At 61.5% G+C, this 12,200-nt stretch carries 13 protein-coding genes and 1 pseudogene; 4 read left to right on the top strand and 10 right to left on the bottom strand.

Annotation, left to right across the window (positions count from 1 at the left end; all coding sequences use genetic code 11):
* Positions 1-64: 64 nt before the first annotated feature.
* Complete coding sequence (locus Q5Z10_RS19975; RefSeq protein ID WP_303637077.1) at positions 65-925, bottom strand: OST-HTH/LOTUS domain-containing protein; 861 nt, start codon at positions 923-925, stop codon at positions 65-67.
* Positions 926-1,245: 320 nt separating this feature from the next.
* On the opposite strand from Q5Z10_RS19975, the gene Q5Z10_RS19970 reads away from it, so the two are divergent.
* Complete coding sequence (locus Q5Z10_RS19970) at positions 1,246-1,818, top strand: DUF998 domain-containing protein (protein WP_303637076.1); 573 nt, start codon at positions 1,246-1,248, stop codon at positions 1,816-1,818.
* 293 nt (positions 1,819-2,111) lie between these two features.
* On the opposite strand, the gene Q5Z10_RS19965 is transcribed toward Q5Z10_RS19970, so the two are convergent.
* From Q5Z10_RS19965 to Q5Z10_RS19950, 5 genes and pseudogenes are all read right to left on the bottom strand, one after another.
* Positions 2,112-2,846, bottom strand: coding sequence for a hypothetical protein (locus tag Q5Z10_RS19965; protein ID WP_303637075.1), 735 nt, complete (start codon positions 2,844-2,846; stop codon positions 2,112-2,114).
* Positions 2,847-3,045: 199 nt separating this feature from the next.
* Positions 3,046-3,366, bottom strand: a pseudogene (locus tag Q5Z10_RS21455) (nitronate monooxygenase); the annotation flags it as partial.
* 183 nt (positions 3,367-3,549) lie between these two features.
* On the bottom strand, positions 3,550-4,443 hold the full coding sequence (locus tag Q5Z10_RS19960) for an arginase family protein (RefSeq protein WP_303637074.1): 894 nt from the start codon (positions 4,441-4,443) through the stop codon (positions 3,550-3,552).
* A 25-nt stretch (positions 4,444-4,468) separates the two neighbouring features.
* The gene (locus Q5Z10_RS19955) at positions 4,469-5,608 is read right to left on the bottom strand and encodes an alkene reductase (RefSeq protein WP_303637073.1); all 1,140 of its coding nucleotides are present in this window, start codon (positions 5,606-5,608) and stop codon (positions 4,469-4,471) included.
* 154 nt (positions 5,609-5,762) lie between these two features.
* Positions 5,763-6,659, bottom strand: coding sequence for a LysR family transcriptional regulator (locus Q5Z10_RS19950; RefSeq protein ID WP_303637072.1), 897 nt, complete (start codon positions 6,657-6,659; stop codon positions 5,763-5,765).
* Positions 6,660-6,806: 147 nt separating this feature from the next.
* On the opposite strand from Q5Z10_RS19950, the gene Q5Z10_RS19945 reads away from it, so the two are divergent.
* Positions 6,807-8,000, top strand: a complete 1,194-nt coding sequence (locus tag Q5Z10_RS19945) for an MFS transporter (protein WP_303637071.1) — start codon at positions 6,807-6,809, stop codon at positions 7,998-8,000.
* Between the two features lie 52 nt (positions 8,001-8,052).
* Here Q5Z10_RS19945 and Q5Z10_RS19940 read toward each other — a convergent pair whose 3' ends face one another.
* Positions 8,053-8,976, bottom strand: coding sequence for a LysR family transcriptional regulator (locus Q5Z10_RS19940; RefSeq protein WP_303637070.1), 924 nt, complete (start codon positions 8,974-8,976; stop codon positions 8,053-8,055).
* Positions 8,977-9,075: 99 nt separating this feature from the next.
* Between Q5Z10_RS19940 and Q5Z10_RS19935 the strand changes: the two genes are divergently transcribed.
* Positions 9,076-9,765 carry a DsbA family protein gene (locus tag Q5Z10_RS19935; protein WP_303637069.1) on the top strand — a complete coding sequence of 230 codons (690 nt, stop codon included), beginning with the start codon at positions 9,076-9,078 and terminating at the stop codon, positions 9,763-9,765.
* A 178-nt stretch (positions 9,766-9,943) separates the two neighbouring features.
* Here the strand turns inward: Q5Z10_RS19935 and arr are convergent, their stop codons facing one another.
* Positions 9,944-10,378 carry an NAD(+)--rifampin ADP-ribosyltransferase gene (gene arr / locus Q5Z10_RS19930; protein WP_303637068.1) on the bottom strand — a complete coding sequence of 145 codons (435 nt, stop codon included), beginning with the start codon at positions 10,376-10,378 and terminating at the stop codon, positions 9,944-9,946.
* 125 nt (positions 10,379-10,503) lie between these two features.
* Entirely contained in the window at positions 10,504-10,755 is a 252-nt protein-coding gene (gene ubiK, locus Q5Z10_RS19925; RefSeq protein WP_012512353.1) for a ubiquinone biosynthesis accessory factor UbiK, read from the bottom strand.
* 136 nt (positions 10,756-10,891) lie between these two features.
* Here ubiK and Q5Z10_RS19920 point away from each other — a divergent pair, with 136 nt between their 5' ends.
* The gene (locus tag Q5Z10_RS19920; RefSeq protein WP_079223976.1) at positions 10,892-11,230 is read left to right on the top strand and encodes a P-II family nitrogen regulator; all 339 of its coding nucleotides are present in this window, start codon (positions 10,892-10,894) and stop codon (positions 11,228-11,230) included.
* A 108-nt stretch (positions 11,231-11,338) separates the two neighbouring features.
* On the opposite strand, the gene Q5Z10_RS19915 is transcribed toward Q5Z10_RS19920, so the two are convergent.
* Positions 11,339-12,148, bottom strand: coding sequence for a S1 family peptidase (locus tag Q5Z10_RS19915; protein WP_303637067.1), 810 nt, complete (start codon positions 12,146-12,148; stop codon positions 11,339-11,341).
* Positions 12,149-12,200: the final 52 nt, after the last annotated feature.

Genomic DNA, 12,200 nt, shown 5'->3' with positions numbered 1-12,200 from the left:
TTTGTGCGTCAGATGCGACGTCACGCAGTAGGTGACGGCTCGCGGGGCTGGTGGAACTGCCTCTTCAACTCGGCGAGTTGACCCGCTCACGGAGCCACGCCCCGAACTGTCCGTTGTGAGTGAAATGGCGCAAATCGAACTGCTTGGACTCATGAATGACATGCCGCCACCGGGCGCAGCCGTATTTCTTCGGAGTCTGTTCCGGATGATGCTCGGAAACCCAACGAACAGCTGTGTCCAGATTCAACCAGCCGTCGATGGACCGTTCTCGGCAGGCTTGCCTCAGCGCACTGACAACACCCGCGATGGGCCAGTGAATCTGGCCATCAGGCGCGATGCCGTTGACCACAAACTCATGCGCCATGGGTGATCGCAGCCGCTCCGCAAACTCTCTTCTGACCTCGTCCATCCCTTCAGCGATAGGGCACAGTCGCTGGAGCTGTTGGTCGACCCTCGTGTAGGCACTGCTGAGCGCACCCTGCGCCTGCAGGCATCCTTCGACAGTCCATAGGTCGTGTTGCTCGATGAAGTGGTGAACGAGTGTGTTCCTGAGGTTCACCAGCTCACGCAGATCTGTTTGCAGGGCCGCATGGGATTCCGCTGGCAAACTGATTCTCGTGTGCGAACTGATAGAGCATGGATTGGCGTCGTAGTCGGATGGCTCCCCGGGGGGGGCGCTGCCTTCCTTCACCACGCATTCGGCAGTCAAATGACCCACCAACATGCCCATTGTCTTGCCACCGAACTTGGCTTTGCGGTTGTCCAAGGCGACTGGGAGGGTTTTCAGCGTACCGGACCACTCCTGATGGACGAGCATGGACTTCATGAGTTGCTCGCATTGCTGAAGGCGCAGAATGCAGCGGCCAAGAAGCCGTTGCACTTCGTGCTGCGCACCGACAATGTCATTCTGGTCGATCGCGGGCATGGCAGACCTGAGCACGGGATGGGGCAACTTTACCGCTTTAAGATGCGCAGAGCGGAGCAAGATGGTGTCTGGGTCTCCTCTGCCGCTCCGCTGCCTTCGGCACCCACCCGATACGACCTTCGGCGCACGCCTGCCACAAGGCCCTCGTCCGCCTCACTTCCAGGCCAGAGTGACTTTCTACCTATTGACCCCACGGGGCGCCACGCAGAATCTGACTACAGCTGTAGCCACCCAAGGTCGTCCTGCCCGCAGCAGGACGGCTTTGCGACGCTTGAATGGATTCCACCCACTGGCGCAAGCCGGTACAAGGATCACGGTACGTGTCACGCCGCAGCCGACTTCTCGTCTCCGCAGGTCTGGTTCCCCTTCCATGGTTCCTGTTCTGGACCAGCGTTGCCGCAGCGTTTGCGCCGGGCTACAACCCGCTTGCACAACACGCCAGCGAACTGCTGCAGGCGCCAACGCTCGCAAGCGTCTGCGCCAGGATCGCCGCCATCGGCGCTGGCATGGGGTTCGTGGCGTTTGCCATCGGGGTATGGCGGGAGTCCGGCCACCGGATTGCCGTAGGCGCGATCTGCTGGATGGTCTTTGGCATCTCCATGCTGACCAACGGGCTCTGGCCCATGGGCCATCCGATGCACGGGTTCTATACCATCGGTATCGCAAACATCATTGCACCGGCGATGTCGCACATCGAATTGGGCGCGTGGTCTGCCAACCGAAGGGCGTACGCGGTGACTGCTTTGGTGAGCATCGCTGGCATCGTCTATCTCTGGTTGAACCTGGTGGGCGCGGACCCGGACGGCTTCAGAGGGCTGACCCAGCGCCTGTTTTCATCGATCAACTCGCTGTGGCCATTCCTGGTTGCGCTGTATCTGCTGCGCGGGGGTTAAAGCGGGTTGCCGAGGCAGCCTGCACGTTGATGGGCAGCAGTGCGGGCAGGTAGACGGCCATTGAGCGTATAGAACTGAGATGGGCCGGTGCGCCGCGATACGTGGGGCTCTTGCGATCGATGTCCGCTTCCGGCCGCAGGGCGTCATGCGACCCAAACCGGATCTCTGCGCGACCATAAACGTAAAGCCGGAGCGAGCGCCGAGCCAACAGCTGCGCCTGTTTGTGCGAGGGCTTGTTTGTCGGCCCCGGTCGCTCCAAGATCGCGCTGCATCTGTGAGATGCCAGAAGATGGTTACGTAGTGGGTTGCGCGGGCGGCGTAGGTTGGACGGGCTGAATCACCCCGTCGGTCCCAGTCGTCGGTGTTCTCGCTCTATCTTCCTCGTCCTGCAAACGCTTGGCTTCGCGTTCTGCCTCCGCCGCCTCAGCACGCTTCGCTGCTGCACGCTCTCTCGCGAGCGCAGCACGCTCCGCGAGGTCGGGCGCCGCAACCTGCGTCAGTTCGGCATGCACGGGCTGCATAGCGGTGCTCTTTTCGATCAAGTCGCCCACCAGCCTGTCCAATTGTGCAGAGTTAAGTCCGCCGTTCGCGTGGAGCTGGCATAGATAGAAAAGGGTCGTATCAACATATGCAGTGCGCTCAGTGGAGACTGCGAGAGTAGTAATAGCCTTGCTAACAGCCACAGCACCTTGGGCGAGTGGCTCGCCCGTCACTTTTGCTGTGGGATTAATGAGCGCAGCGGCGGTGTCGTTGATGGCGGCTGAGACCTCGGCGGAGACCGCGCCGGCTGTCATAGCGCGCTGCATGCATATCGCAGTCGCATTGATGGCTCCATCTTCGGAGATGGTTCGATGAGGGTAGGCAACTGCAGCTGATACATCGCTATCCCAAACGAAAAGCGTGCCGCGCGTGTCCTCGCTGCCTGCTACTCCCACGGCCGATCGACTCGTCTTGTGAGGATTCAGCGTCTCGCAAGAAGTGCACAGTAAAGCGACCACCAAAAGCGGTAACGTATACGACGCTTTCATGATATTCCCCCCTGGTATTGCCCGGCGGCAACGGGCACTGATGTCCGCTGATACAGAGCTGGCGGACAGGTCGCGCAAGCCGGGTACTTGCCTCGAGCGTACCGCCACGGGGGTTGGCCAGCAAGCGGCAGTCTGCTGTTGAATCGTATCCGGTGGCGACCAGAATGTCAGCGCCCAGCGCCTCCGCCTCCCGCATATTTGCCACCGTGGGGGTCAGAGGACGATGGATGATCGTCCCGCCCAGTCCCTTGATATGTCCGAACGATTGTTCAGTGGCATTTCCGACGCACACAAAGTGTCTCACACCTTCCTCTGCTCCCATCTGGATCCAATCCGACGTGAACGCATCCAACGGCTCTCCGCTGGTGAGCAATACGTTCAATCCGAACGGTTTGCAGGTAAGGCTTCGTGTCTTGCGGATCTCTGCACGCATGCGGCCGATGGTTTCTGCAGGACCGGATGAGAGCGTGTTTTGGCCCGCGCTAGGACCGAGGACGCCCAGTCCGCCGGCTTCAGACACTGCGGCAACGAACGCCGCGCTGGTGATTCAGGACATCGGCGCTTGAATAAGGGGAAGCTCAGTGCCGAGGATGCGAGCGACACGGGAGGTTTGAGAATTCATGACTGTGGCAGCTTGGGGTCGAGTTTGGCGGAACATACGGCCGTTGGATGGCTCGGCAAGATTCCTTCGATGCAACGGATGTCAGCCGCGCTGCGGAGGCGTGCCGATCAGTGGAAGCTGCTCCAGCATTCTTTTCAGATTGATTGCATCCCAAGGCAGGTGCTCAGCGATGCCCAGGCCAACCACATCTGCAACCTCGGCGACGTCTCGCAGCACGCTGATCACCTGTGTCATGGAGAGCTCGCCTTGAGCAACGCCCTGCAGGAAGGGTGACAGGCCTGAAGGGTTTGCCATCAACTGTGCTCTAAACCCGCTGGTCTCCAGGACATCCAGATCAAAGTGGACGGCCACATGTCGGGCGCCTGTGGAGCGAAGCCAATCCAGAACAGGTGCGCTGCCTTGCTCGGCCAGCATCTCAGGGCTGACGTTTCGCAAGCCCAGACGTTCCATCTCTTTCGCTTCCCATGCATTGGGGTCATGGACGCCCACGTACAGAACGTTGGCCGGCTTGACGGGCACTGCGACTTCGGCCGCGAACTCGGGGTCCGCCTGGCCCATGAGGCTCGCCAACACCATTGCATGGGCAGTCGGGAGCTGTTCCGGCGTGGATATATCCGGGTGGCTGTCTACCCATAGCACGGCCAGGTCGCCACCATACCGCTCGTTCAAGTATGCGAATGGCGCGAGATCCACCAGGCAGTCGCCACCGAGTACTACCAGGCGGTCGGGCCTGTGCTTGTCGATCAAGCGACGCGCTTCGCGCTGCTGCTGGATGAGAGCACCTCGCGCGACGATCCCGTTCTCTTTCTCCAGCGCTGTCCCATCGGGAACGGGAACGAACACCTCTTCCATGGGGCCGGAAGACTGTGGCGCCAACCACGCCAGCAACTGCGCGCCCAAGTGGTAAGGCGGATTGTTACCACCCTGCCACTGCGGGAAGTGAAGGCGCAAGGTTTGATTGTCTGGAAGATTCATCTGATTGCAGTCCTGTAGGCACGTGTCAGCGCTGTGGGGTGCATTCGCTGTAGGTAGGGAAATCGATGTACCCGGCAGCTCCTCCGCCGTAGAACGTCGACGGGTCGGGAATCGCCAAGGGCCAGCGATTGCGTAGGCGCTCAACAAGATCAGGATTGGGGATGAACAACCGCCCGAAAGCCGCCATGTCGATCTCACCTTCTTCGAGCAGCGCATTGGCTCGTTCAGCAGTCATGTTGCCGGCCAGCATCAGCGGCGTGCCCGGCATCAGTTGGCGCATCTGGGCGCGCAGGTCGTCGAAGGCGCTTGGAGACGCTTCGATTGGTGCCAAGCCCAGATTGGCCCGCGGATGATCCATCAGGTGCACGTAGGCAATGCCTCTCTTGGAAAGCTCGACTGCCAGTGCTTTGAAGGTCTCGTCGATGTCCTCAAACAGCGGCATGTCAAACGCTTGGCCGTAGGGTGAGAGCCTGATGGCTGTTCTCTCACGCCCGATCCTTTCACAGACTGCGTCAACCACTTCCAGGGCAAATCGGGTACGTCCTTCGATGGTGCTGCCGGTATAGCTGTCCTCGCGATCGTTCACCAGCGGATTGAGGAACTGGTCGATGAGGTAACCATTGGCGCCATGAATTTCCACGCCGTCGAACCCGGCCGTGATCGCATGGGCCGCTGCTTGCGCATACTCCTGCGCAACCACAGAAACTTCTTCCGTCTGCAGAGCGCGCGGCATGGAACTCTGCACAAATCCCGGTGTGCTCTCTTCCGTCCAGGCGTATGCCTTTGCACCATTGGCTCGCCTTGCCGAGGCACTGACCGGAGCCGCGTTTTCGGGATACAGGCTGGAATGTGATACTCGGCCGACGTGCCAGAGCTGGGCAAAGATCGTGCCGCCGGCCGCGTGTACTGCATTGGTCACCTTGCGCCAGGCGTCGACCTGCGACTGCCGGAACAAGCCTGGTGTGAAGAGGTTCCCACGCCCCATTTCCGAGATGGGGGCTCCCTCGCTGACAATCAGGCCCGCGCCGGCGCGCTGGGCATAGTATTGGGCCGTGATCTCCAGCGGCTCCTCATCTGGAGAGCGCGACCGGGTCAGCGGTGCCATGGCAATGCGGTTCTTCAGGGACAGGCCCCGTAGATCGAACGGTTCGAAAAGCTGACTCACAGGACCACTCCAGCGGTTTCTCAGGTGTCGTGACGCTCGGCAATGCCGTCAACGCCGAATCGCTGAGAAGGTGCTGGTGCCCCTTGTGGAAACAAAGGGGGGCTGGCTGGAATGATCTTCTACGTGGATGGACAATCCGTTGCCGCGCTGGTCCTCATGTCCCCTGACCGAAAGTTCGCTGAAGCCACTCAACGAAGACCATCAGCCGAGCACTCTGGTTGCGATTGGGCGGGTAAACGGCGTGCAGCGGAAGCGCTGGCTTGGTCCAGCCAGGCAGAATCTCTACCAGCTTCCCGCTGTCCAGATGAGGCTGCAGCACCGCCTTGAGGTGCTGCCCGATTCCCATGCCCGCCAGCAGGAGCGCGGTGAGACCGTTGCCTTCGTTGGTCGTAAAGGCGGCAGTAGAGAAAGTATGTGACTGCTCGCCTTGCTGAAAGGCCAGTCCTTCCAGTTTGCCGGACGCTGGGAAGAAGTAGGCGACGAGGCGGTGACCTTCTGCCAACTGTTCGGGATCCTCCGGGATGCCGTGAGTGGCGAGGTAATCAGGAGCGGCGCATGTGACAAAAGGAAGCGCTGACACCTGACGGGCCACCAAGCTCAGATCGTCGAGTTGACCTGCCCTGATGGCGCAGTCCACGCCTTCCCCGAGCACGTTCAACGTCCTGTCGCTTATCCCGATCGCGACGGTGATGTCAGGGTATTGGCGATGAAAGTCAGGAAGTGCGGGGATCAACAGAGAAGTGGCGAAAGAGGCCGGTGCATCGATACGAAGGTGCCCGTGAGGCTTGAGCGTATTGCCGGACAAGGCGTTGTCCACGCTGTCCACGTCATTGACGATCCGCCGGGCATGCACCAGGTAAGCCAGTCCATCGGTGGTTGCGGCCACTGTGCGGGTGGTCCTGTGAATCAGCTTGACCCTCAGGTGTGCCTCAAGGTCAGTGACCAGCTTGCTCACCGTTGAGCGGGGAATGCCCAACTGATCGGCAGCCCGGCTGAAGGACTCCGTTTCCACAACACGAACGAAGGCACGCATCGCAAGGAGCTGGTTCATGGCACTCAGTCGTGTTCAGGCGTGACGATTATCCATTCACATGCACAGTGTTTGCAAATAAACGGGCTTTTAGTCCGAAACATGGCCTCCATCTAAAGGCCAGGGCCCGGTTGGGCCAACCTCTTCCAGCTGATCAGCAGGTGCTCCATGACCTCCCCCGTTTCCTCTACACCGCAGCACGTCGCGCTGGGCCCAGCGCGCACCTTCCTGGCCATCCTGTCACTGGGACTTGGCTCGTTCGCCTCCGTCACGGCAGAGTTCCTCCCAGTAGGGGTGTTGCCCGAGGTTGCAGACTCCTTTGGAGTGACTGCCGGAAGCGCTGGATTGATGATGACCCTCCCGGGCATTTTTGCAGCGATTTCGGCCCCCGGCGTGATGCTGGTCGCCGGCCGAATGGACAGGCGTCTGATTCTGCTCATCCTGTCCGCCATCCTCATCGCCGCTTGCGGCATCTCAGCTGGCGCCGGCACTTTCGCTGCGTTGCTGGTTGGCCGCGCGCTTGTGGGTGTGAGCCTGGGCGCGTTCTGGGCAATGGCGTTGGCAGTGGCCACCCGCCTTGTACCGCCGGAGCGATCGCAAAAGGCGACGGCTGCGGTTTTTGCCGGCGTCACCGCGGCAATGATTCTGGGCGTACCGCTGGGCAACTTTGTCGCCGCCCACTCCTCGTGGCGGGGTGCCTTCATCGCCGCCGGCGGCATCGCGCTGATCGCGATGATCCTCCAGATTTCGGTCCTTCCCAAGGTTCCAGGCAAGGGCTCTCTGAAATTTGACGAACTGATTGCTGCAACCACCTCCCCGGAGGCAAGGCGCAGCATGCTGATGATTTCCCTTGTCTTTGCTGCCCACTTCGGCGCGTACACGTACCTGGCACCTCTGCTGCACGAAGCTGCGATCAAACCAGCGGGCATCACCTACGTACTGCTTGGCTACGGCGTGGCGGGATTTCTATCCACGTTCGTCACCAGCCACTTCGTTGGCAGAAGCGTGAAGTACAGCCTGGCAATGGCCAAGGCTATGCTGTTGATTCCACTGGGCGTGATGCCGTTGCTTCTGTTCTCGCCCTCGCTGGAAATTGCCTTGGTAATGGTCTGGGGCATGGCATGGGGCGCTCTGCCCTTGTGCTTGAACCTTTGGAACCAACAGGCCGCACGCGGGGGCTTGGAGGCCAAGTCAGCCGCCTTTACATTTACGACGCAGGTAGCGATCGCCGCCGGCTCTTCGGCAGGCGGGGTGATCGTGGATTCCGCGGGTGTCGGTGCGACCTTCTGGGTGGCAGCAGGCGCCGTCGCCGTAAGCCTGGGTGTACTCGGCGTGGCGCGCCCGCTCCCTCAACGTAGTTAGTTACCGATTACGGCGGCACGACAGCCAAACGCCAACGCGGCCAATTCGACCGCTACGAGAGGGCAGCCATGTCCCAAGGGGCAGGCTGCCCCCCAAATCGTGCAACCAGATGCGCAATCAACATCTGCAGGGCCTTGGGCTGATTCCTCCGCGAAGCGAAAACCGCGTGGATACCCAGAGACGGCGGTGAATGATCCGGGAGGACGTGGATCAATGAGCCTGCGGCGAGATCCGCGCGAATATAGTACGTAGGCAAAATGGCTATACCGGCGTTGGCCAGCGCAAGTGCGCGTACCACGGCCGTCTCATTCGTGGCGATCCTGGTAAAGCCATGTAACTTCTGGCTTGGCGGCATCGTGAGCTGGTCGGTTACCTGATAGCCAGCTGCAGCCAGGCCGTCGTGGCTCACGAAGTGGTGATCTTTCAGATCCGCAACCTGTGCAGGCATCCCTCGCTGGCCCAGGTAACCCGGAGACGCGCAGAGTACGGAATGGCATGTCGCCAGCCGCCGGGCAACCAATCCCTCATCGAGATGGTTTGTGATGCGCACTGCTAGATCAATGCGCTCTGCAACGAGATTGACCGGCCTATCCAGGACGAGAAGATCAATTTCTATCCGGGGATGCTGGTCTTGGAAATCGATGACGGCGGCGGCCAACTGCGCTTCAGCAAATGAGGCTGTGGTGGTGAGCCGCAGCTTGCCACGCAGCTCCACGCCCTGCTGACCCGCTTGTCCACGAACGTCGTCCAGGAGCTCAAGCATGGCGCGAAATCCCGGCACTGCCTTGCTCCCCGCGTCGGTGACAGCAAGTGCACGCGTGGTTCGGTGCAAGAGACGAGCACCGAGCCACTCTTCAAGGTTCTCGATATGTCGACTTGCCATGGCCCTCGACATTCCCAAAGCGGCGGCCGCAGCACTGATGCTTCCTCGATCTATCGCTTCGACGAGGACTTGGGCAGACGTCAGGCGATCCATGGATTGTCAATTCCCAGTAGACAATGTTTCCAAGAATAGTGACTTCCGCACTAATTGAGTAGCGAATAGAGTCACCTTCCCAATCAATTGGCTCCCAAGATGAGAACCCAGAATTCTGAAGTCCCACAGGTCATCTACGTCGGCGACGCCTATTGCGGCTGGTGCTGGGGGTTCGCGCAACGGCTGGAGGAGTTTGAAGCGGCTAATCGAGACCGTATCGCCTTTACCGCGATCAGCGGTGGACTGTTTGTGGGCGACCGAGCGGCTTCCCTGGCCAGCTACCCCCACATTCCGGAAGCAAACGCGCGAATTGCGCGTATTACCGGCGCGGAGTTCGGTCTCCAGTATCAAGCGCTACTGCAAGACGGACGAATGGTCATGGACTCACAGCACGCGGGCGCGGCGCTGGCAGCGCTGCGCCACCAGTCACCAAACCGGGCAATTCACTGGCTTCAACAGCTGCAGGAGGCATTTTACAAGCGAGGGAAGAGCCTTTCAGACATTGCAACGATCGTTGAAGTTGCTGAATCCAATGGCCTGAATGGTGAAGTGACGAGATCGCTGCTGGAGGACGGGCGCGCCGTGCAGGCTGCCCTTGAGGACTTCGCCGCGGCACGTCTTCTTGGCGCTACAACCTATCCCACCTTGCTTCTGGTCAACGGAAATCACGTGGTCAAGTTGCCTGGAACAGGAACATCGCTGAGTGCATTGAATGAAGCGCTTACGAAGGCGCTGTCAGACCAAGGTGCTCATTCCCAGGCTAGCGCCGCTAAAGACGAGTTGGCCTGATAGCCACAGGATGCCAAAGCTGCTTATGCGACGGATGGATGGTCTCTATTCCATGGTATGGGCAATGCTGTTGCTTATGGAGTTTCGCCGGGATGTCCGCTTTTGGCCGAGAGCGGACATCTTCCGGAATGCTGCCGCTTTGCTCGTCCGTCAGGCAAAGCAGGACCCTTCCCCTCCGTCAGTTGATGATCGCCCCACTACCCGACGCAACAAACGCCTTCAACTGCCGAACGAACTCCGGGTCGTACAGCTCCCACTCCACAATCTCCCCAACCACCCGCAACGGCTGCGCACTCCGATACGACCGCGTCGGGTTCCCGGGAAATTTCTTGTTGGTCACGTTCGGATCGTCCTCGAACGGCCCGGTCGGCGCCGCCACATACACGCGCGGCCGCCCCTCGCCGCGGGCCATCTCCGCAGCGAGCCCAGCGCCTTTGGCAATCGTGGTGAAGTAGATGTGGTTCATCACCACACTGTCGCGATAGTTGGAGCGGAAGCCTGCACTCAGCAGCTCGCCCACCGCCAGGTCAGCGCGGGTGCCGTGGTAGAACGGCCCGGCAACCTGGTCGCAGGTGTCGTGCGAAACGGGTGTCCATTCGGTGTCCTGTGCCATCGGTGCTGCGCTGACTGTCCTGCCGGATCGACAGGCCGGCGAGTCTAGGGCGCCCGGCGGGCCTTGCGGCAAGGCCCCATCCGCGAAATACTCTGTAAACGGGAGGCGCGGCGCGCCTCCTTTTTTCATTCTGCGGTGCCACGCCCTTCCAGCTCGCGCACTGCGGTTTCCAGCGCATCCAGCTTCTCGCGGGTCTTCAGCAGCACCGCGCGCTGCACTTCGAACTCTTCGCGGGTGACCAGATCCAGCTTGGCCAGGCCGGCCTGCAGCGCGCTCTTGAAGGTGGCCTGCAGTTCCTCGCGCGACTCGCGCAGGCCCGGCGGCACCAGGTCGCTGAGGCGACGGGCGAGGTCATCGATTTGGTTCAGGTCGATCATGGGGGTACTCCGTGGTGCGGGCGGGCCGTGCAGGCCACAAGGATACTGCCGTGCCGCGCGCCCGCACAGGCGGGGGCGGCTTCGCACGGGCCGCGTTCAGGCGCTATCCTCCACGCCGGAATACAGGAGATCGACAATGAAGATGGTCATGGCGGTGATCAAGCCGTTCAAGCTCGACGACGTGCGCGAAGCGCTGGCCGAGCGCGGGGTTACCGGGATCACGGTGACCGAGGTGAAAGGCTTCGGTCGCCAGAAGGGCCATACCGAGCTGTACCGTGGCGCGGAGTACGTGGTCGATTTCCTGCCGAAGGTGAAGCTGGAAGTGGCGGTGACCGACGACCAGGTGGAACTGGTGGTGGAAGCCATCGTGAAGGCGGCAGGCACCGGCAAGATCGGCGACGGCAAGGTGTTCGTGTACGACCTGGGCAGCGTGGTGCGTATTCGTACCGGTGAGCTGGACGCGGACGCGTTGTAAGTGGGGGTGTGGGCGGCCATCGGGATGGCGGGCTGCTGATCCGCTGGGCCGTACGTGCGACGGGATGCTTGACCGCTCTGCCGTTGCCTCAGTCGAGCGAGCTCCACTCTACGGCGCGGTGCGCATCACGCGGTCGATCCAGTCGGCATAGCGCGAGATGCGCACGTTGTGCACCACTTGCCCGTAGTAGCCCGCTTCAAGCGCATGCTCCGGTACTGCGGTAATCCACGAACCCAGGCCGATCAGCTGCCAACCCCGAGCGTCGCGGATCATCAATGGGCCGCCACTGTCACCGCTGCCGAGTACGCCTTCCAGCGACAGGCCGCCGTCGGGGCCGTCGAATCGATACCAGAGATAGCGATCGTTGCCGCCGGTCACCGCGTTTTCCGCGCGGCGCAGTACGCCACGGTGCGATCCACCCGGCGCCAGCCCGGTCATGCCGGTGCCCGTGGCCCCCTTGCCGACCAGAGTAGCGATCTTTCCCGCTTCGGCCTGTCCGCGATAGAGGCGAACCGGCACAACGTCGCTGACCGGTGCGGCCAGCTGGATCAGGGCAATGTCATCGGAGGCGGCGAGGAAGGCGTGGATGGGGCCTGGATTGCCTGACGCCAGCGCCGCCTGGCCAAGCGCATCGGGCATGCGCCGGTAACCGGGATGCACGAACACGCGCTCGACACGGTACGGGCGACCATTGATCTGCACGTCCGCGTCCATGCCTTCCATGGGCGCGGCGTGTGCGGCGGTGACCACCCAGCGCGGCGCGATCAGCACGCCGTGGCCCTCGCCGGGCAGGTCGGCCAGGGCCGGGAATGCGGATGCCGGTATGCGGTAGGCGCTGTCATCCACATCGCTGCGGATGACGATGGCGCCGGCGGTGAAGGGCAGGGTAGCCAGGGCGAGAAAGAGCCAGTGGCGCATGGTTCGGTGCAGTCCTGTGCGTGGAAGGCGATGACCCTAGCCGGGATCTGGC

Source organism: Stenotrophomonas sp. 704A1, assembly GCF_030549525.1.
GTDB classification, from domain to species: domain Bacteria; phylum Pseudomonadota; class Gammaproteobacteria; order Xanthomonadales; family Xanthomonadaceae; genus Stenotrophomonas; species Stenotrophomonas tuberculopleuritidis.
The sequence above is the reverse complement of the archived record's forward strand: the minus strand, read 5'-3'. Positions and strand labels throughout refer to the sequence as shown.

Excerpts from the sequence above, each read along its gene's own strand:
- Q5Z10_RS19975 (WP_303637077.1), bottom strand. The coding sequence starts at position 925 with ATGCCCGCGATCGACCAGAATGACATTGTCGGTGCGCAGCACGAAGTG.
- Q5Z10_RS19965 (WP_303637075.1), bottom strand. The coding sequence starts at position 2,846 with ATGAAAGCGTCGTATACGTTACCGCTTTTGGTGGTCGCTTTACTGTGC.
- Q5Z10_RS19960 (WP_303637074.1), bottom strand. The coding sequence starts at position 4,443 with ATGAATCTTCCAGACAATCAAACCTTGCGCCTTCACTTCCCGCAGTGG.
- Q5Z10_RS19950 (WP_303637072.1), bottom strand. The coding sequence starts at position 6,659 with ATGAACCAGCTCCTTGCGATGCGTGCCTTCGTTCGTGTTGTGGAAACG.
- Q5Z10_RS19945 (WP_303637071.1), top strand. The coding sequence starts at position 6,807 with ATGACCTCCCCCGTTTCCTCTACACCGCAGCACGTCGCGCTGGGCCCA.
- Q5Z10_RS19940 (WP_303637070.1), bottom strand. The coding sequence starts at position 8,976 with ATGGATCGCCTGACGTCTGCCCAAGTCCTCGTCGAAGCGATAGATCGA.
- Q5Z10_RS19935 (WP_303637069.1), top strand. The coding sequence starts at position 9,076 with ATGAGAACCCAGAATTCTGAAGTCCCACAGGTCATCTACGTCGGCGAC.
- arr (WP_303637068.1), bottom strand. The coding sequence starts at position 10,378 with ATGGCACAGGACACCGAATGGACACCCGTTTCGCACGACACCTGCGAC.
- ubiK (WP_012512353.1), bottom strand. The coding sequence starts at position 10,755 with ATGATCGACCTGAACCAAATCGATGACCTCGCCCGTCGCCTCAGCGAC.
- Q5Z10_RS19920 (WP_079223976.1), top strand. The coding sequence starts at position 10,892 with ATGAAGATGGTCATGGCGGTGATCAAGCCGTTCAAGCTCGACGACGTG.
- Q5Z10_RS19915 (WP_303637067.1), bottom strand. The coding sequence starts at position 12,148 with ATGCGCCACTGGCTCTTTCTCGCCCTGGCTACCCTGCCCTTCACCGCC.